17 protein-coding genes, 1 tRNA gene and 1 pseudogene are annotated in these 18,616 nt (G+C 51.1%); 12 read left to right on the top strand and 7 right to left on the bottom strand.

Features of this window, described 5'->3' with window-relative positions:
* Nucleotides 1–163: 163 nt before the first annotated feature.
* From TSP01S_RS10435 to TSP01S_RS08370, 3 genes and pseudogenes are all read right to left on the bottom strand, one after another.
* Nucleotides 164–646, bottom strand: a pseudogene (locus TSP01S_RS10435) (methyl-accepting chemotaxis protein); the annotation flags it as partial.
* Nucleotides 647–1,092: 446 nt separating this feature from the next.
* Nucleotides 1,093–1,614 (bottom strand): FumA C-terminus/TtdB family hydratase beta subunit, encoded by a 522-nt coding sequence (locus tag TSP01S_RS08375; protein ID WP_052463566.1) that lies wholly within the window; start codon nt 1,612–1,614, stop codon nt 1,093–1,095.
* Nucleotides 1,586–2,434: a fumarate hydratase gene (locus TSP01S_RS08370; protein WP_231848555.1), complete on the bottom strand. Its 849-nt coding sequence runs from the start codon at nt 2,432–2,434 to the stop codon at nt 1,586–1,588. The genes TSP01S_RS08375 and TSP01S_RS08370 overlap by 29 nt, the downstream gene beginning before the upstream one ends.
* Before the next feature lie 71 nt (nt 2,435–2,505).
* On the opposite strand from TSP01S_RS08370, the gene hutU reads away from it, so the two are divergent.
* From hutU to TSP01S_RS08345, 5 genes are read left to right on the top strand one after another with little or no spacing between them, the layout of a single operon-like run.
* Nucleotides 2,506–4,170, top strand: coding sequence for a urocanate hydratase (gene hutU, locus TSP01S_RS08365; protein ID WP_041077711.1), 1,665 nt, complete (start codon nt 2,506–2,508; stop codon nt 4,168–4,170).
* A 27-nt stretch (nt 4,171–4,197) separates the two neighbouring features.
* The gene (locus TSP01S_RS08360; protein WP_041078676.1) at nt 4,198–5,316 is read left to right on the top strand and encodes a sodium ion-translocating decarboxylase subunit beta; all 1,119 of its coding nucleotides are present in this window, start codon (nt 4,198–4,200) and stop codon (nt 5,314–5,316) included.
* A gap of 13 nt (nt 5,317–5,329) precedes the next feature.
* Nucleotides 5,330–5,557 carry a 4Fe-4S dicluster domain-containing protein gene (locus TSP01S_RS08355; RefSeq protein WP_041077709.1) on the top strand — a complete coding sequence of 76 codons (228 nt, stop codon included), beginning with the start codon at nt 5,330–5,332 and terminating at the stop codon, nt 5,555–5,557.
* A complete protein-coding gene (locus TSP01S_RS08350; RefSeq protein ID WP_041077707.1) occupies nt 5,550–6,710 on the top strand; it encodes a 2-oxoacid:acceptor oxidoreductase subunit alpha in 1,161 nt (386 codons plus the stop codon). Before TSP01S_RS08355 ends, TSP01S_RS08350 begins: the two co-directional genes overlap by 8 nt.
* A gap of 14 nt (nt 6,711–6,724) precedes the next feature.
* A complete protein-coding gene (locus tag TSP01S_RS08345; protein ID WP_041077706.1) occupies nt 6,725–7,177 on the top strand; it encodes a ferritin-like domain-containing protein in 453 nt (150 codons plus the stop codon).
* Here the strand turns inward: TSP01S_RS08345 and TSP01S_RS08340 are convergent.
* The 4 genes from TSP01S_RS08340 to TSP01S_RS08325 form a co-directional block, all read right to left on the bottom strand.
* Nucleotides 7,122–7,571 (bottom strand): SoxR reducing system RseC family protein, encoded by a 450-nt coding sequence (locus TSP01S_RS08340; RefSeq protein ID WP_041077704.1) that lies wholly within the window; start codon nt 7,569–7,571, stop codon nt 7,122–7,124. The genes TSP01S_RS08345 and TSP01S_RS08340 overlap by 56 nt on opposite strands.
* Nucleotides 7,547–8,911, bottom strand: a complete 1,365-nt coding sequence (locus tag TSP01S_RS08335) for an MFS transporter (protein ID WP_041077702.1) — start codon at nt 8,909–8,911, stop codon at nt 7,547–7,549. Before TSP01S_RS08335 ends, TSP01S_RS08340 begins: the two co-directional genes overlap by 25 nt.
* Nucleotides 8,908–10,305, bottom strand: coding sequence for an RtcB family protein (locus TSP01S_RS08330; RefSeq protein WP_041077700.1), 1,398 nt, complete (start codon nt 10,303–10,305; stop codon nt 8,908–8,910). The genes TSP01S_RS08335 and TSP01S_RS08330 overlap by 4 nt, the downstream gene beginning before the upstream one ends.
* Nucleotides 10,306–10,355: 50 nt before the next feature.
* Nucleotides 10,356–10,431, bottom strand: a tRNA-Cys gene (locus tag TSP01S_RS08325).
* Nucleotides 10,432–10,592: 161 nt separating this feature from the next.
* Between TSP01S_RS08325 and asnS the strand changes: the two genes are divergently transcribed.
* The 7 genes from asnS to TSP01S_RS08290 are packed head-to-tail and all read left to right on the top strand — an operon-like array spanning nt 10,593 to nt 18,609.
* Entirely contained in the window at nt 10,593–11,891 is a 1,299-nt protein-coding gene (gene asnS / locus TSP01S_RS08320; protein WP_041077698.1) for an asparagine--tRNA ligase, read from the top strand.
* Nucleotides 11,891–12,940 (top strand): Holliday junction branch migration DNA helicase RuvB, encoded by a 1,050-nt coding sequence (gene ruvB, locus TSP01S_RS08315; RefSeq protein ID WP_041077695.1) that lies wholly within the window; start codon nt 11,891–11,893, stop codon nt 12,938–12,940. The genes asnS and ruvB overlap by 1 nt, the downstream gene beginning before the upstream one ends.
* Nucleotides 12,870–13,541 carry a YggS family pyridoxal phosphate-dependent enzyme gene (locus tag TSP01S_RS08310; protein ID WP_041077693.1) on the top strand — a complete coding sequence of 224 codons (672 nt, stop codon included), beginning with the start codon at nt 12,870–12,872 and terminating at the stop codon, nt 13,539–13,541. The genes ruvB and TSP01S_RS08310 overlap by 71 nt, the downstream gene beginning before the upstream one ends.
* Before the next feature lie 2 nt (nt 13,542–13,543).
* A complete protein-coding gene (locus TSP01S_RS08305) occupies nt 13,544–13,840 on the top strand; it encodes a YggT family protein (protein WP_041077692.1) in 297 nt (98 codons plus the stop codon).
* A complete protein-coding gene (locus tag TSP01S_RS08300) occupies nt 13,837–14,619 on the top strand; it encodes an NAD(+) kinase (protein ID WP_052463564.1) in 783 nt (260 codons plus the stop codon). Before TSP01S_RS08305 ends, TSP01S_RS08300 begins: the two co-directional genes overlap by 4 nt.
* Entirely contained in the window at nt 14,616–15,323 is a 708-nt protein-coding gene (locus TSP01S_RS08295) for a phosphate signaling complex PhoU family protein (protein ID WP_041077690.1), read from the top strand. Before TSP01S_RS08300 ends, TSP01S_RS08295 begins: the two co-directional genes overlap by 4 nt.
* Nucleotides 15,307–18,609: an LptF/LptG family permease gene (locus tag TSP01S_RS08290; RefSeq protein ID WP_041077688.1), complete on the top strand. Its 3,303-nt coding sequence runs from the start codon at nt 15,307–15,309 to the stop codon at nt 18,607–18,609. Before TSP01S_RS08295 ends, TSP01S_RS08290 begins: the two co-directional genes overlap by 17 nt.
* The last annotated feature ends 7 nt before the right edge of the window (nt 18,610–18,616 follow it).

Below are 18,616 nucleotides of genomic sequence, written 5' to 3'. Positions count from 1 at the left end.
TCCATACCCTCGCACCGGCCAGACCTCTGAGCTTGAGAGATCTCAACCTTAAGATTTGAGATTTCTCTGCGAGCTGTGAGGCAACTTTCTCAAGAGAGACGGCATTCTTCTCCATTTCCGCACCAAATTCCATCAACTGTGATGCGGTGTTCGTGTTGCTGTTCACCGCGAGCTCGATCTCCCTGGTGGAATTCACCTGACTCTCTATGGACTGGACCATTTCTTCGAGTATTTTTGCGAAACTGCTCGCCTGGTTTTTGAAACTTCCCAACCTTTCGGCAAAGATTTGGCTGGACTGGGCCGTTTCTTTGATGATCTTAGCGACATCCTCGTTTTCTTTCAGGGACTGCACAACTGCCTGTTCGACGTCGTGAACGTTTTCGACAATTGAATCGGCAAAACTCTTGGACTGTTCCGCGAGCTTTCTAACCTCTTCTGCCACCACTGCAAAACCACGACCATGTTCGCCTGCGCGTGCCGCCTCTATGGCAGCATTGAGGGCGAGGAGGTTCGTCTGGTCTGCAATGTTCCTGATGAGCTGAACAGCCTGTACTATGGCTTCGGTCCTTTCTCTGAGATTCTTCATCGACGAGAGGAGTTGATCGACTCTACGAGATGCCTGAACGTTATCTCGTGAAAGCCTCATCAACGCATCGTGTATCTCGTTCACTGCGAGCTCGAGTTGAACGAAATCGCTGCGCATTTTCCTCGCATCGTCTCCAACGACCCTTGCGGTCCTGGCGATCTCGCTCGTGCTTGAAGAAGTCTCCTCCAGTGCTGCCGTAAGGGATTGGATCAGCTGGGATATCTTTTTCGATTGTTCAGACAGATCCACCGACATGGTTTGAGCCTGGTTGGAAACTTCGCTCAGTTCCTGCGCGTCTTCTTTCAGCATGTTCGCCGACAAGAATATCTCTTCGAAGAGTTTTTCACCTTTTTCTCCATGTTCAACGATTCCCTGTTTCTTTCCGCGTGGTGAGAGTAAGCCCAGCGCCAGAAGTACAATGCAGCAAACTGTGACGAGTTTTGAAAATGGAAAGGCCAGCACCGTCGAAACCGCACCGACTGCAGCAACTGTTGCCCACACGAGTTTCATGCGTTCCTACCTCCATTCGGAAGAGTTTGTGAAAAGATAAAGATATCGTTTCCAGCGCTGTCGATGGCGACTATCAGTGGAAAGTTCTTCACCCAGATCTCGTACATCGCCTCGGTGCCAAGGTCTTCGAAAGCCAGCAATTTTATACTTTCAACGTGTTCTGCGAGTGCAGCCGCCGCACCACTCGGTGCGACGAAGTAAATTCTTCGGTATTCTCTGCAAAGCTCCTTTGCCATGTCACTCCTTTTTCCTTTTCCCACCGTGGCCATCACCCCGAGTTCAAAGAGCATTTTCAAATACTTGTCCATTCGCTCACTCGTGGTGGGGCCTATGGCGAACCTCCCATCGACGACTCTCGTCGGCCCTGCGTAGAAAACGATCGTTCCCTGTAAATCCACAGGTAAACTTGAACCTTCTTTGAGTAACTTTTGGATCCTCCTTTGAGCGGCGTCCCTCATCACGATCATGGCACCCGTGTATTCGATACGTTCACCAACTTTCAATTCTAACAGGTTCAAATTCCACCACTCCCATTCTTGAAAGATAGCAATCGAACGAGACAGCAACAGGAAGATTCGCTATGTGAACCGGAAAGTGCAAAATCCGTACTGAGAAAGCGGTTGATCCAATTCCGAGACCTTGAAATCCTATTTTCAACTCGTTGAGTTTTTTCAAGGCCTTTTCCTCGAGTTCAACGTAGCGCGGATAGGGGATCTCTTCATCAAAAGCGTATGTGAGTGCAAGTTTTGAAAGTAACAGAGCCTTATCCGCACTACCGCCGATGCCGACACCTATCCTCAAAGGAGGGCAACTCTTCGAACCGTGCAAGCACACGTGGGCGATCAACTTGTCGATGAATTCTTCCTCAGTACTGGTGGGAGAAAGCATGAAGAGCGTTGTCAAATTCTCACTGCCTCCGCCTTTGATCAGGAATCTTATCTGTACTTTTTCTTGGTTCCAGTGAAATATGTGACAGATCGAGGGAGTATTGGTTTGGGTGTTTTTGCGCTGGTAAAGTGGATCGCTCACGATGGAAAAGCGATAGGGCTTAGAAGAGTAAGCCTTGAAAACAGCCTCGTCACAGATCTCTTGAATCGGTTTTTCAAAAACCACGTTCGGAGGTGTGAAGATGAAGAATTCGACGAAGCCAGTGTCCTGGCAGAGTGGAAGATCTTTGCTCTTTGCCACTTCAGCGTTTCGACGCAGCACGTCGGAGAAAGGGCCATCGTAGGACAGAAGTTGTTGCAAGATCTCTTGCCGTAAGGTGTTGTTCGCCTCGATTAACTTACGGGAAATCCTTTCCACCACTTCCTCGTGGCTCACCAGCGATGGTTTCATCCACGCTCACCTCTGTTTTGGACTGCATCAACCTAAATGATACAATACCAAAGTGAAGGAGGTTGACAAAGATGGAGACCATTTCAAAAGGGATCGTCATCAGAGCACCGAGGGGCACAACCTTGACGTGTAAGAGCTGGCAAACAGAGGCAGCCATGCGTATGCTGATGAACAACTTAGACCCGGAAGTGGCGAAGGATCCAGCGAATCTGATCGTTTACGGCGGAACGGGAAAGGCCGCGCGCAACTGGGAATGTTTCTACAAAATAGTGGAAACTTTGAAGAAGCTCGAGAACGATGAAACGTTGCTGGTTCAGAGTGGAAAACCGGTGGCGGTTTTCAAAACGCACGAGTGGGCACCCAGGGTTCTGATAGCCAACTCACTCCTGGTGCCGAAATGGGCCACGTGGGAATATTTCAGAGAACTCGAAGAGCGCGGTCTGATAATGTACGGGCAGATGACGGCCGGCAGTTGGATCTACATCGGAACGCAGGGAATACTGCAGGGCACCTACGAAACTTTTTATGCGGTGGCCAAAAAATACTTTAACGGAACGCTGAGAGGAAGGTTCGTTTTGACGGCAGGACTCGGCGAGATGGGTGGCGCGCAGCCATTGGCCGTTACCATGAACGATGGTGTTGTGCTCGCAGTTGAGGTTGACAAGAGAATGATAGATAGAAGATTGAACACCGGATACCTCGATACCTGGACGGACGATCTCGACGAAGCTTTGAGACTCGTTAAAGAGGCGATCAGGGCTGGTAAACCGCTCTCCGTCGCGTTGCTCGCGAACGCGGCCGAGGTTCATCCAAAACTCGTGAAGATGGGGATCATCCCAGACGTCGTGACAGACCAGACGGCGGCACACGATCCGCTGAACGGTTACATCCCCAAGGGTTTGAGTGTCGAAGAGGCCGCGGAGTTGAGAAGGAAGGATCCGCAGGAGTACCTGAAGAGAGTCTATGAATCTGTGGTCGAACACGTGAACGCAATCTTGGAGATGAAGAGGCAGGGTGCAAAGGTTTTCGAATATGGGAACAACATCAGAAGACTCGCTTACGAACACGGCGTCAAAGATGCCTTCGAAATACCGGGCTATGTTCCCGAGTACATAAGAGATCTCTTTGCGCAGGGTAGCGGTCCTTTCAGGTGGGTTGCCCTTTCCGGCGATCCTCAGGATATCTATGCGACCGACAGAAAGGTTCTTGAGCTGTTCCCGGAAGACGAACACCTGCGTAAGTGGATAGAGATGGCCGAGAAGAAAGTCAAGTGGCAGGGACTTCCGGCAAGGATATGCTGGCTCGGTCAGGGTCAGAGGACGCTCATGGGACTCGCCATGAACGAGATGGTGAGGAAGGGAGAACTCAAGGCCCCCATCGTGATAGGTAGAGACCACCACGATACAGGTTCTGTGGCGTCGCCTTACAGGGAGACGGAAGCGATGAAAGATGGCAGCGATGCGATCGCCGATTGGCCCATCCTGAACGCCTTGCTCAACACCGCCAGCGGCGCAACTTGGGTGAGTGTTCACCACGGTGGTGGAGTTGGGATAGGTTATTCTATCCATGCGGGTATGGTCATCGTTGCCGATGGCACTGATCTGGCGCGCCAGAAGCTCGAGAGAGTGCTCACTAACGATTCGGGCATTGGGGTCATAAGGCATCTCGACGCGGGTTACGATATCGCCTTGGAAACGGCAAAGAAGAAAGGCTTAAGGTATCCAATGATGGAATGAAACGGTCGAGCTTAGGAGGTCTGTGTGATGATACAAGGTATTCTGCAGATGTTGCAACAAACGGCTTTTTCACATTTCACGGTTGGAAACCTCATAATGTTCGGCGTGGCTGCCGCTCTGCTCTACGTTGCTGTGAAAAAGGATGCCGAGCCTTTGCTACTGGTACCGATAGCTTTCGGCATAGTACTCGGAAACATTCCACCCCAGCTCACCCAGATTCTGGATGAGGGTGGCCTTCTGTGGTATCTGAGTTACGGTGTGATCAAGGGTATCTATCCTCCGTTAATATTCTTAGGGATAGGTGCCCTCACCGATTTCTCTTTCATGCTCTCTTACCCTATAACGATCTTCCTCGGAGGGGCGGCACAGATAGGAATATTCACCACCTTCATGCTCGCACGGGCGATGGGTTTCACGTTGAAACAGGCTGCGACCATAGGTGTGATCGGAGGTGCGGACGGTCCCACCACGATCTATGTCGCGAGCCGTTTTTCTCCGGAAATACTCTCAGCAGTGGCCATAGCCGCGTATTCTTACATAGCGTTGATCCCCATTTTGCAACCTCCGGTCTCCAAATTGTTGACCACGAAGAAGGAACGGATGATCAGGATGGGACCACCGAGAAAAGTTTCAAAGCTCGAAAGGATCATGTTCCCCATTCTGGTCACGATCGTTTCGGCCGCCTTGGTGCCTCAGTCGTTACCGCTTGTGGGCATGTTGATGCTCGGTAACCTTCTGAGAGAAGTTGGGAACGTCAAAAGGCTCGTGGAGGCCGCGAGCAGGTTCATACTCGACACCGTGACGATCATACTCATGGTGTGCGTTGGAGCTTCCGCACGTGCGGACGTGTTCCTCAAACCGGAGAGTCTGAAAATATTCGGTCTCGGAGCCTTCGCTTTTGTCTGCTCACTCGCGGGCGGCATCCTGTTCGCCAAGTTCATGAATCTCTTCTTGAAGGAGAAGATCAATCCGCTGATCGGTGCGGCAGGCGTGTCTGCGGTCCCAAACTCCGCGAGGGTGGCGCAGAAGCTCGCGAGCGAAGTTGATCCGACGAACTTCATACTCATGCACGCGATGAGTCCGAACGTGGCGGGAGTGATCAGCTCGGCGGTTGCCGCAGGTGTCTTTTTGACGTTGCTCAAGTGAGGAGGCGTGTGCTGTGAAAAAGCAGTACGATATATACATAAACTACGAATGGTGCAAGAGGTGTGGGATCTGTTACGCGTTCTGTCCAACTGGTGCCCTTTCCAAGGACGAACTGCTCAAGCCAGTTGTCGCGGACCGTAGTAAGTGTATAGGCTGTCTGATGTGTGAAAACCTCTGTCCTGATTTCGCAATAGCAGTCAAACAACTTGAGGCAGTCCAGGGGAGTGTTGAAAATGGCTGAACGAGTGTTGATGCAGGGAAACGAAGCGTGTGCTTTGGGTGCCATAAGGGCAGGTTGTCGTTTCTACGCTGGCTATCCAATCACTCCTTCTTCCGAGATCGCCGAGGTCATGGCGCGGGAGCTTCCAAAGGTTGGAGGTGTTTTCATACAGATGGAAGATGAAATAGCCAGCGCGGCGGCGATCATCGGTGCTTCTCTTGCAGGTGTTAAATCCATGACGGCCACGAGTGGGCCTGGCTTCAGCCTGATGCAGGAAGCTATAGGCTATGCCGTGATGACCGAGACACCGTGCGTCTTCGTGAACGTGATGCGTGGAGGTCCATCCACAGGTCTTCCCACTCAACCGGCGCAGGGAGACATCATGCAGGCGCGCTGGGGTACACACGGTGATCATGAAATCATAGCTCTTTATCCGTGGAGCGTCGGAGAAACGTACCGCTTGATCATAACGGCTTTCAACTACGCCGAAAAGTACAGAACACCGGTGATCTTTCTGATGGACGAGGTGCTGGGACACATGCGCGAAACTTTTGAGCTACCAGACGAGAAAGAAATCACCATTGTGCCGAGACTCCAGGAGGAACAGCTCGAAGAAGAGGAAATATACACTCCATTCGTCGAAAAAGACTTTGGCGAGCCAACCCCAGTACCGCTGGTTGAAATGGGAAAGGCCCGGTTCCACGTTTCGGGGTTGGTTCACGATGAATCCGGTTTTCCGCAGTCCAGCTTCGAAGTGAGCGACAAGCTTGTGAGGAGGCTATCGAACAAGATCAGGTTGCACGCCGACGAGATCGCCATGTACGACGAGTACATGACGGACGACGCAGAAATTCTGGTGGTTGCGTACGGGTCCGTGGCAAGGAGTGCGATCAGGGCGGTGAAGATCGCGAGAAACAGCAAGGTGAAAGTTGGCCTGTTCAGACCCATAAGCATATGGCCCGTGCCTGCCACGAGGCTCAAGGAATTGCTCGGTCGTGTCGAGGCGGTGTTGTTCGCCGAGATGAACCTCGGTCAGTACGCCAAGGAAGTGCTCAGCCTGACGAAGAAGAACCTGAAGGTCAAGCTCGTAACCAAGGTCGGAGGTGTACTGATAACGCCTGAGGAAATTCTGGACGGTATCAACGAACTCCATCTGGCACTGAAGGAACTTTGAGGAGGGTCGATCCCATGGTGAGCCTTGCGGAAATCCTTTCCATCGCTTTGAACATCGAAGCGGAAGGCTATGCCTTCTACACGAATCTCGCCACGGTGCAGACGGAAGAGTCTTCGAAGAAGTTGTTTCAGAACCTGGCACAGCAGGAAAGGGAGCATCAGGAGATATTCAAAAAGCTGATAGGCGAGGTTTCTCAGCGAAGTTCTTCTATCGACAGCTGGGTTTCGGAGGAAGTGGCAGGCTATTTGAAAAGTTATGCGAACATGTCCATATTTCCAACCATGGCGAAGATGAAACGAGTGGATCTTAAAGAAGGTCTGCATCTTGCCGTGGAGGTCGAGAAGGATAGCATCATATTCTACTCTGAACTTCTACCTTACGCGGGTGAGGAGAGGGAAACGATAAAAAAAGTCATCTCCGAAGAGAAGCGTCATTTGATGGACCTGCTGGCTTTGCTCTCTCAATGACACTGAGGATTCTCGGCTTGAACTTTTTTCTGAACCGTCTATCGTAGACGTTGAGTGCCAAAAAATAAACCGCTACCGATATCAGGCCGAGAAAGAACGCAAGGAGTTCTCCAGCAAGTTTGACGGTCGCTATGACCATGGCGATGAACAGGAGAGTCGGGATCGTGTAAACGACGAACGCAACTCTGGTGGCACTGACCGCTGGAGTCTCGACGAGAACGACGTCGCCCGGTTCGAGATCGGGATAGTTTTTCTCAACCACGAGTTGCACCTTCTGTGCTTCGCCCGTGCACATCATGTTCGCCGGGCATTTCCCACACATGGAGGTCCTGTCTCTCTCCAACACGATCCTGTCTGGCAGGATTTCCTTCACCACCATCGTTTCACGCGCCAAGGTTTTTCATCCTCCTCGCGTTCCTCGAGCTTTTTCCTGATCACCTTTAGAACATCGTAGACGCTCGATCCGTTCGATCTCGTCAGTGCGTTATCTCTGGAAAGGAAGAGCGTGCTCGCGATCAAGGTTCTGAGTGGAACGTACCTCCTCGCCCGTACCTTAGTGAGCAGTTTCAACGTGAAGATTCTCAAGATTCCCGAGGCTAAGAACATCAACTGGACTCCATATATGGGAAAGGTGCTTGAACCAACTTGAATCCCTGCCAGAAGCTTGGCGGTTGCACCACCTGCGACGGCCCCTATCAAGCCACCAACACCACCAAGGGCTGCATAGGTTGCGAAGTAAGCACTCGAAGAACTCTGTGCAACTTCCATGGGCAACGTGAGGAACGAAAGGTTGATCGCCGACCAGCCTATGGCTGACACCACCGCATCCGCAAGCATGAGGTAGCGATAAGTGAACGTGTTCATGAAGAACCACATGGGTGGAAGAAAGCTCACGATGAACACTCCGGCAACGGCGATGGATTTGTGTCCCACCTTGTCGGAGAGTCTCCCCCAGAAGAAATAAAAGATCATCGCGACGATACTGTTGAGCACGCCGGTCAAACCTATGTACGAGAACGGCACTTGGAGGTTCTTCAAAAGGTGGTAGGTGAAGAAAGGAGAGGTGAAAGCGATGACCACGTTCCAAAAGAAATAGAAGACACACAGTTTCATGAAATTCTTGTCCTGGAAAACGAGGCTGACCTCCGCTCGCGCTCCCGAACTTTTCAGCGGGACTTCCGGCACTTTGAGCATCGACCAGAGGGAAACCAACGTTCCGAACATACCGATCGCTATGGAAAGCTGATATCCCAGAGGATCTTTCAACCTGTCTATCAGAAGGGAATAGACGTAGAAGAACACGAGCGATGTGAAAGAAATGTAGACATTCCTTCTGCCAAAAAACCTTCCTCTTTCCGATTCCGGTATCAGGTCTCTAACCAGTGAGGTCCAGGCGTTTCCCGCCAGTGTTCCGAAAATTTGCGAAACAGCGAAGACAAAAACGAAGACGAGTGGATTTCTCTCCTTGAACGCGAGCAGGACGATCAGCAAGGCCCATGGCAGACGTGCGAGCAAGTTGAAAAGATTGACCAAGGTTCTGCGCTTTGGGATTTTCTCCACGACCACGGGCGAGAAAATCTGAAAGACCTGGGCGATCATCGGAAAAGATGCGGTGACCCCTATCAGGAACTCGTCCAAACCAAAGGCGAGAGCGAGGCCTGTGAATATCGCACCCTGTGTGAGCAGGATGTAGAGAGTCGAAGCGACACCTTCAAGGTTCAGATAGAACTTCATCCTTTGACCACACCCAGTGGTATGAGTCTTGCAACTTTTTTACTCAGTCCAACCTGATCGACGATTTCCACAACTCGATCCACATCTTTGTAAGTTTCCGGCGCCTCTTCCACAAGCGTTTTCTTACCCTTGCTCATCACTTCTATGCCTTTTTCTTTCAGTTCTCTCAGCACTTCCTCATAGCTCAAACTCCTCAGCGCGGCCCTTCTCCCCACGGTTCTGCCCGCACCGTGTGCAGTGCTTCCGTAGGATAGTTCTTCGGCCTTCTTCGTGCCGACCAGCACGTAAGAGGCGCTTCCCATACTGCCGGGAATGAGCACGGGTTGTCCAACGGATCTATAAATATCCTGGAGCAACGGATTGTTCGGGCCCAGAGACCTCGTGGCACCCTTCCTGTGTATTATCAATCTTCTACCGTTGTACGTTTCCACCTTCGCGATGTTGTGTGCGACATCGTAGAGAAGCCACACCCGCGCGGCTGGGAAAATCTTCAAAAAGATCGTTCTAACCGCATGGCCGATCATCTGCCTGTTGGCAAAAGCGTAGTTCGCGGCGCAGTTCATCGCACTGAAGTACTGCTGGCCTATCGGATGATCGAACGGAGCGTTTATGAGTTGCTTGTCCGGAAGATCTTTGTTGTGCTGCGCAAGTTTGTCTCGCATGATCTGTATGTAGTCGGTCGCTATCTGGTGGCCGAATCCCCTGCTTCCACAGTGTACGGAGATCGCCACCTGTCCCTCAAACAAGCCGAAGGCCTCCGCAACGGTCGGATCGTAGATCCTTTCGACTTTCTGTATCTCTATGAAGTGATTGCCTGCCCCAAGTGTGTTCAATTCGTCGAGACCACGTTCGAACGCTTTCGAGGAAACGTGGTCTGGATTCGCTGGAGAAAGTCTACCCGTGTCTTCTATCCGTTCGAGGTCTTCTTTCAAACCGTAACCGTTGTCAACGGCCCAGTGTGCACCTTCGATGCACACCTTCCGCAACGTCTTTTCGCTCACTTTGAGTGCCCCGCTCGCACCAACGCCCACGGGTACACTTTCATAGATAGCCTCCACGAGCTTGCGCAGGTGCGGTTTAACCTCTTCGAAGCTGAGGGAGGTCAGCATCAATCTGACCCCACAGTTTATGTCAAAGCCTATGCCGCCTGGCGAAATGACTCCGTTTTTTGCATCAAAAACTCCAACCCCGCCGATGGGGAAACCATAACCCCAGTGTATGTCCGGCATTGCGAGTGCGGCCACGATCCCTGGCATGTGTGTGACGTTCACGATCTGTTGCAGAGCTTCCCTGAACTCCGGATCGTTGACGGTTTCTTGATCTGTGAACACGATGGCGTCAACGTTCTTGCCCTTGATGCTGAAGATGTATTTGTCGATGCGCTTGATATCCATAAGGATCACCCCGAGGAAGGCTGAGCAAAAAGGGAGGGAAACCCCTCCCCTGGAGGCGACGGTGGGATTCGAACCCACGCATAGGGATTTTGCAGACCCCCGCCTTAACCGCTTGGCTACGTCGCCCTCCGTTCGCATTATAGCACATCGTTCTTGCATGTTCAAGCACACCTGCTTCAATGTACTGTGCCTTTGTCCGACAGATTCGGATCACAGATAGATGGTATCATTTTAATTGTGACCACCTTCTGGTTCGAAACTTTTCGACGTTCAGGGGAGGTCTATCGATGAAGTGGGTTTATGTGGAGGAGTTGAAAAATTACGTCGGTCAGCAGGTAGAACTTCGCGGCTGGGTGTGGAACCTGCGTTCGAGCGGTAAAATACACTTTCTGCAGTTCAGAGACGGAACAGGCTTCGTCCAAATAATCGTGGAACGTTCAACGGTTCCGGAGGACGTGTTCGAAAGGGCTGGAAAGCTTCGAATCGAATCCAGTGTCATTGTCAGAGGTCAGGTGAAGGAAGACAGCCGATCTCCTTACGGTGTAGAAGTACTCGCCAGCGACGTGATACCCGTTCAGATTCCAGAAGAGCCCTATCCTATCTCCAAGAAAGATCACGGGATAGACTTTCTCATGAGTTACAGGCATCTCTGGTTACGCTCGAGGAGACAGTTTCACATACTCCGGGTCAGAGATGCGATCGTATGGGCCATAAGGCAATTTTATAAGGAGCGGAACTTCGTTCTGATCGACACGCCAATCTTCACCGGATCCATCGGTGAAACCGCGGGAAACCTGTTCGAGCTCGACTATTTCGATTACGGTAAGGTCTACCTGACGCAAACCGGTCAGCTCTACCTGGAAGCAGCCTGCCTGGCTTTCGGCAAGGTGTACAACCTCGGTCCGACCTTCAGGGCGGAGAAGTCAAAGACGAGGAGGCACTTGATAGAGTTCTGGATGCATGAGGCAGAAGTCGCGTATTACGAACACGAAGACAATCTGAGGCTTCAGGAGGAACTGGTTTCCTACATAGTCAAATACGTGCTCGAGAACGCCTCCGATCATTTGATAGCCCTCGGTAGGGACATCTCGAAGCTGGAAAAAGTGACTCCTCCGTTCGAACGCATAACTTACGATGAAGCTATCAAGTTCCTGCAGTCGAAAGGTGTCGATATTCAGTGGGGCGACGATTTCGGTGGTGATGAGGAAACGATGATCGCCTCGCAGTTCGAAAAACCCGTGTTCGTTACGCACTATCCCAGAAAAGCGAAGGCTTTCTACATGCAGCCAGACCCGAACAGACCCGAAGTCGTCTTGTGTGCGGACCTGCTCGCTCCTGAAGGCTATGGCGAGATCATAGGTGGTTCTCAGAGGATACACGATTACGATCTTCTGGTCGAGAGGCTCAGGGAGTTCAACCTGCCCGTCGAGAAGTACCAGTGGTATCTGGATCTGAGGAAGTGGGGAAGCGTCCCACACAGCGGTTTCGGGTTGGGTGTCGAGCGCACAGTTGCATGGATCTGTGGACTTGAACACATCAGAGAAGCTATACCATTCGCGAGGACCCTCTACAGGGTGTATCCGTGATGAAAGAAGTCGAGTCGCTACCGAGCTTCAGACCACACAGCTTGGATGAGTACGTTGGACAGGAGGAGATAAAAAGAAAGCTCAGAATAGCCCTGCAAGCGGCTAAACTGCGTTCAGAACCGCTCGACCATGTGTTGCTCGCAGGACCCCCAGGTCTTGGGAAAACAACGCTTGCCTACGTGATCGCAAGAGAGCTGAGGAAGAACATATACATCACCAGTGGACCCGTCATCGAACGTGGAGGAGACATCGCGGCCATACTGTCGAGCCTTGAGGAAGGTGATGTGCTCTTCATCGACGAGATCCACAGAATGAGCAAACCCGCAGAAGAGGTGTTGTATTCGGCGTTGGAGGACTTCCAGGTGGATGTGATGATCGGTAAGGGACCAACGGCCAGGTCTGTCAGGATCAGGTTGAAACCTTTCACGCTGATCGGTGCGACCACCAGGAGTGGTCTGCTCAGTCCGCCCCTTCGGAACAGGTTTGGTATGATTTTCGAGCTTGATTTCTACAGCGTGGACGAACTGACGAAGATAGTCGAAAGGGCGTGCCAGCTGATGAACATGCACATAGAACGAGAGGCCGCGCAGTTGATCGCCCAGCGTTCGAGAGGAACACCCCGCACAGCGTTGAGACTGTTGAAGCGCGTGAGGGATGTTGCAACCGTGCGGGGGGAAGAGAACATAACACCGAGCACGGTTCTCAAGACCATGGACATTCTCGAGATAGATTCCCTCGGACTCGACGTGATGGATCGAAAGATACTGCGGACGATCATAGAAATCTACGAAGGAGGGCCGGTGGGTTTAGAAGCGCTCGCAGCCACTCTGAACGTGGAGATCGACACGCTCAAGGAGGTGTACGAACCCTACTTGCTTCGAGCGGGTCTTCTGGTCAGAACGTCGCGCGGCAGAGCTGCTACGGATCTCGCGTACCAGCATCTCGGATACGGGAGCAGAGTGAGGGGTGGTCTCTTCGATGGATATCCAGCAGAACCTTCAGAAGATAAAGGAAAGAATTGCTCAGGCAGCCTTGAGGGCACATCGTGATCCGGGTTCTGTCAAGTTGGTTGTGGTCGTGAAAGAAGCGAGTCTGGAGCAGATAATCAAGCTGATGGAACTTGGTGTTAAAGATTTCGGCGAAAACTATGCTCAGCAACTCGTGAAGAAGTACGATTCAGTTACCGACGCAACGTGGCATTTCATAGGCAGGATCCAGACGAACAAGATCAAGTACATCGTTCCGAGGTGTGAATACATACACTCAGTTTGTAGGCAAGAAGAGATCGTTGAGATAAACAGGGTCGCATCGAAATTGAAAAAGAGACAAAAGATTTTGATCGAAGTGAACGTCTCGGGGGAGGAAACCAAGGCGGGTGTCGAACCAGGATCGCTTTCGGAGCTTTTAACGTTTTCGAGCAATTTTCCACACGTTGAGGTGATCGGTCTGATGACGATGGCTCCGCTGGTCGAGGACGCTGAACAGGTTCGGTGGGTGTTCAGAAAGTTGAGAGAACTTCGCGATGAACTCGTCGATCGCTGGCCTAATGTCGTTCATCTGTCGATGGGTATGACGAATGATTTTGAGGTGGCCATAGAGGAAGGTGCGACGATGGTCAGGATCGGTAGGGCGATTCTGAAAGGAGAGTGAGTATGTTCGTGATCTCGAATCTTCTCTACGCACTGGCAAGGGTTCTTCAGCTGTTCATCTACATAGAGCTTTTCGCCGTGATACTCTCAGCACTCTTGAGCTGGATAACGCCCTTCAGATACTCTATGTTCAGACAGTCCGTCGATGCGATCGCGAACATTCTTCTGAAGCCTTTGAGAAAGTTCATTCCACCCATAGGTCCTGTGGACATCACGCCGATGATAGCGATCCTTCTGCTCGTGTTTTTGGACAATTTCCTCGTTAGAACGCTGGTGGATCTGGCGGTGAGGTTGCGTTGAGCCACAGTTGCGTTATCCTGTACAAGTCCGGAAGGGACAAAGAAGCGAGGGAACTGTTCGAAAGCGTGAGGAAACATCTGAAGGTTATCGATGTTCAGGAACTGTCCTGTCAACGTGTGGAGAAAGCGTGCGACTTTGCACTCGTAGTCGGTGGTGATGGAACCGTCCTGAGAGCGGTGAAGTGTGTGTCCGTACCGATCGTGGGATTCAAGGCGGGCAGGATCGGTTTTCTGACTGCCTACAGGGTGGAAGAAGCGGAGAGATTCCTTGAAGACCTCAGAAATGGAAATCTCGTACGGGAAGATAGATGGATGCTGAAGGTTACGGTGGATCAGAAAGAATACGAAGCCGTCAACGATGTGATTCTCCGTGCGAAGGCAAAACCCATGAGCGAGTTCAGAGTGTTCATTGATGGCTGCAGTGACCTGGATTTCTTCGCAGATGGAATCCTCGTTTCAACACCCACAGGTTCCACGGCTTACAACCTTTCGCTCGGAGGTGCCATAGTTATACCCAGCTGTGATGTGGTACAGGTCATGCCCGTGGCGCCCTACTATCTTCAGAACCGCAGCATAGTACTGCCGGCCACAAAAATTATTCGCATTTCGAGCCAGCTCGAATCCGAGCTGGTGATCGATGGTGTCTGTGTTGGAACAACGAGAGAAATACTCGTGAACAAGTCCGACAAGACTTTCTCTCTTTTGAGACCCGCCGGTTACGATTTCTTCTCCGTCCTCAAGAGCAAAGTGGGTTATGGAAGGAGTGTGAACGAATCTTGAAGTGGCTGCTGGATCAGAAGATAGAGAGGTTCAAAAATGCTCTCATGAAGATGGGCTGGTTCGCAGAGAAAATGATGATCAGAGTCATAGAATCGATGGAAAACAGGCAGGTTGCTACCGCAAAGCAGGTTGTTGAGGATGACGATGTGCTCGACGAGATGGAAGTCGAGCTCAGGCAGGAGGCCGCGGTCATACTCGGTACACATGCTCCCACGGGTTTCAACCTCAGATTCCTCATCAGTTCGGTTGAGGTGGCGAACATCATAGAGAAGATAGGGGACAGAACGCGCAGAATTGCCCAGATCCTGCTCTCTTTCTACAGGGAGCAGTCTGCGAACGTTGATCCTAAGATCATCAGAATGGCCAAGAATGTGGCAGGACTCCTCAGGGAAACACTCGGCGTTATGGCCGATATGCGATCGGAAGCCGCTTTCGAGATATGCACGAAAGATGATGAAATAGACGAGTTCTTTCAGGACGTGAGGTCGGAGTTCATCAACCTGTTGAATGAAAAACCCGAACAGCTGGAACGTATCCTGTGGCTTCTGGAGATTGCGCACGAGCTCGAAGAGATAGCAGGTCTCTGTACGAACGTCGTTGAAGCTGTGCTGTACGCTGCCTCGGGAGAAAACTACAAGTGCTTCAAAGATCGGATGAGGCCGCTAAAAGGCAGGGAAGGTGTTCTGTTTGACGATTCTGATTAAATATCTGTTCAGGCTCTCCTTAGGCCCCGTGTTGATTGGACTCGGTGGGTTCATAATCTTCGTCAGCGTAGAAATCCTCTACCAGCTTTCCGATCTGATCGTCAGGCACAGAGTGAGTTTCTTCGTTCTGCTGAGAATCCTGTACTACTATCTTCCCTATTTCACGGCGCTCGGTGTACCGGTGGGAATCCTTCTTGCTGTGTTCTGGGTACTGTCAAAATTGTCGAACGATCGCGAACTCATGGCCATGCAGGTGCACGGGATCTCTTTGAAGGTGCTGATCGTTCCATTCCTGTTGCTCGGTGTTGTTCTCAGCCTCGTCGCGTATCTGCTCAACGACAGGATCGTTCCCGTTTTCAATCAGAAGGCTGACCAGGTGCTCTCCAAATACGTCTACAGAAAACCTGAAGTCTTCATCAGCGAGAACGTGCTCACCAAAGTCGACGAGAACCAATATTTTTACGTGAAGAAATACGACAGGCAAAATGGAATACTTGAGAACGTCGTGCTGTTCAGGAACGAGCCCTCTGAGGAAGAAATCATCACTGCACGCCGTGTGGTCAAGGAGAACGACAGGTGGTTCATGTACGATGGACGGATGTACAGGGTCGATAAGGACGGCTTTTTGAGGTTCGATGTGAGTTTTTCAAAGGTGGAACTCGATTTGAAGCAGGACATCGAATCCATTTTGAGAAGTGGGAAAACTCCCAGGGACATGAAGAGCGAGGAGTTGAGAGAAAGGATAGTTACACTCAAAAAGCTGGGAATAGATCCTGCACCGTGGATCGTGGAACTCCATTCGCGCTACTCCATCGCACTGGGTCCGATCATAATAGCCCTCGTGGGCGTTCCCCTCTCACTCATGTTCAATTTGAAGAGCAAATCCTGGGGCGTCATACTGACGTTCACTTTGATTGTGCTGTACCAGGGCTCAGGGGCCTGGGTCAGTGCCATGGGGAAAGAACGTCTGATAGATCCTGTCCTCGCGGCATGGTTACCAGACCTGAGCTTTGGAATCGTGGGAGCTGTGCTGTTCGTGCTGCTCGACACTAAGATCAGTTACAGATTGAGGGAGTTTCTGACGAGATTCTTGGTCATCGTTTTTGTAATGTTCCTTGCTTCGCAGGTTCGAGCTGGAACGATGGAGCTGAAAGGCGGTAACGTGTTGGTCGAGAAGGGAAGACTGATCCTCTCAAACGGAGTCGAGGTTCGGTACGAAGACGTGACGATTCAGTCAGAGACGCTGACCGTGTTTCTGAACGATTCCAGCGAGGTGGAAAAGATCCTCGCAGAAGGAAGCGTGCTCTACACCAAAAAAGATACACAAATAAGGGCTCAACAGTTGCTGTACGTGTTTTCCGAAAAGCTTGCGTTCGTTCTCCAAGTTAAGGGCAAAACGATCTTCACAGACGAAGAGAAGGCGAAACACACGATATATTTTGCAGCAGAATCTTCGCGAATGAAAGACGGATCTGCCGAACTCAGCACCTCCTATCTGACCACGTGCGAACTTGAAAAGCCACATTACAGGCTTCAGGCGAGGAACGTTGAGATAAAGGAGAACGAGTATCTGGCCGCCTACAACGTGGTGTTGTACATCTACAGCGTACCAACCGTTTATCTACCGGTCTATTTTGTTTCGCTGCGCGAAGGGCCGGAACCGTTCGCTGTGAAAATGGGTTATTCGAAAGACGAGGGACTGAGTGTGGAGAGCGTTTACAGTGTGACCTTCCCGCAGGGTTACGTCACCACACAGATAGGTTTCAGAGAGAGAGGCGATCAGGCCGGGAATTACTCTAAACTGACGCTCAATTACGAGCAAGAAAAGTGGAAACTCACAACAAGCGTGTACAATCTCGAAGGGCCAGCTGGAAGAAGCTATGAAATGAACACGACGCTGACTGTGCCACCGCTGTATTCCAGACTGAGCTCGTACTTCAGTAACGAGAGATTTTCATTCCAGCACACCTTGAATCCGGCCAAGGATTTCGTGATCGAGAATTCCGTCAGCAAGTCTCAAGATTATACCCGCTGGGTTCTGCCGAGCGTTTCGGTGAAGAAATTCACCGTTTTGAAAGAACCCTTCTCGTTGACCATCAACAATCTCTCGCACATCTCATCGCTCCAGTACGGTGAAGGTGACCTTTTTGATCACATCGATGAATTTTACACCTTCGGTCGCTACAGCGTTTCTGCACAGTGGAAATTTCCATACGTTTTCAAGCAACTCGATCTGTCGCTGAGCGGTGCTTACGAGCTGAACGGAACCAGCATAACAGACAATTACTCGAAGAATTACTTCCAGCTGGATTCGAACTTGCCCATGAGAACTGTACTGTTGCGGGGAGGCTGGTTCGACGTCTCGTTCGATTCTTCTCTCCGCACTGGTCTCTGGCTCGCTCATGGGAAAGGGCCGGAGTATCTCTTTACACAGACGAGCAAGGCGAACTTCACGTTGAAGCCGGTGGATTTCTTCTCCATCTCGGTCGGCTATCAGAACAGAGCCTCGTTGAACAACGTCACCTATTCCGGTTTTTCAGATTTTTCCGATCTTTCAAAAGCCACGTTTTCAGCGATTCTTAGGGTTCCAACCAGCAGCTTCGAGCTTTCGACGGGATACGACCTGATCGGTTTCAAATGGGACGATCTTCTGTTCAAAACTACGACCACGTTCGACCTCTTTTCACTGCGCTTTTCTTTGTACACAGAGACGGTGTACCTGATCGAGAGTGAGAAGTTGGACAGAACAAGCTGGGATATAAATGTCGGAGCTGGATCGTTCAGTCACGAGACGAAGTTCACTTACCGTTACGACAGAGAAGTTCCCGTCGATGTGTTGGAAAACAAGTTGACCATCAAGGGTAAAAGCTTCTTGTTCATGGAGAGACCAGATCTGTCGGTTCGTTACACTCTGAACGTTCAGCCCTTCGATCTTCTCACGCTGCAGGCGGGAGGATCTTTTTATACGGGACCTGCCAAGCATGCCATATCTCTCACTTACACCAGGAATTCTTACAGGTTGAGAGCTTCCTACGAACTGTCGGGGTTCGATCCATCGGTGAAGGTTTCGTTCTCTGGCCGCATCCAGCCTTTCCAGATCAGTTCTCTGGACCTGGCCGTGACGAAGGATCTGCACTGCTGGGGATTGGTCTTCGAGACGAGTTTCTCGACGGTCGGAGGATTCAGCCTGGAGAAGCTATCGTTCAAATTCTTCATAAAGGAATTCCCGAAGAAGAGCTTTTCTTTCGATCCTGTGACAGGTTCTGTCGGTCTCGACGTTTTCTAACGGTGGT

Origin of the sequence: Thermotoga caldifontis AZM44c09 (genome assembly GCF_000828655.1) — a bacterium.
GTDB lineage: Bacteria > Thermotogota > Thermotogae > Thermotogales > DSM-5069 > Pseudothermotoga_A > Pseudothermotoga_A caldifontis.
The sequence above is the reverse complement of the archived record's forward strand: the minus strand, read 5'-3'. Positions and strand labels throughout refer to the sequence as shown.

Bases quoted from the DNA above. Each gene is read 5' to 3' on its own strand.
- asnS (WP_041077698.1), top strand. From the start codon at position 10,593: ATGAAGTGGGTTTATGTGGAGGAGTTGAAAAATTACGTCGGTCAGCAG.
- TSP01S_RS08310 (WP_041077693.1), top strand. From the start codon at position 12,870: ATGGATATCCAGCAGAACCTTCAGAAGATAAAGGAAAGAATTGCTCAG.
- ruvB (WP_041077695.1), top strand. From the start codon at position 11,891: ATGAAAGAAGTCGAGTCGCTACCGAGCTTCAGACCACACAGCTTGGAT.
- hutU (WP_041077711.1), top strand. From the start codon at position 2,506: ATGGAGACCATTTCAAAAGGGATCGTCATCAGAGCACCGAGGGGCACA.
- TSP01S_RS08335 (WP_041077702.1), bottom strand. From the start codon at position 8,911: ATGAAGTTCTATCTGAACCTTGAAGGTGTCGCTTCGACTCTCTACATC.
- TSP01S_RS08305 (WP_041077692.1), top strand. From the start codon at position 13,544: ATGTTCGTGATCTCGAATCTTCTCTACGCACTGGCAAGGGTTCTTCAG.
- TSP01S_RS08360 (WP_041078676.1), top strand. From the start codon at position 4,198: ATGATACAAGGTATTCTGCAGATGTTGCAACAAACGGCTTTTTCACAT.
- TSP01S_RS08350 (WP_041077707.1), top strand. From the start codon at position 5,550: ATGGCTGAACGAGTGTTGATGCAGGGAAACGAAGCGTGTGCTTTGGGT.
- TSP01S_RS08345 (WP_041077706.1), top strand. From the start codon at position 6,725: ATGGTGAGCCTTGCGGAAATCCTTTCCATCGCTTTGAACATCGAAGCG.
- TSP01S_RS08370 (WP_231848555.1), bottom strand. From the start codon at position 2,434: ATGAAACCATCGCTGGTGAGCCACGAGGAAGTGGTGGAAAGGATTTCC.
- TSP01S_RS08330 (WP_041077700.1), bottom strand. From the start codon at position 10,305: ATGGATATCAAGCGCATCGACAAATACATCTTCAGCATCAAGGGCAAG.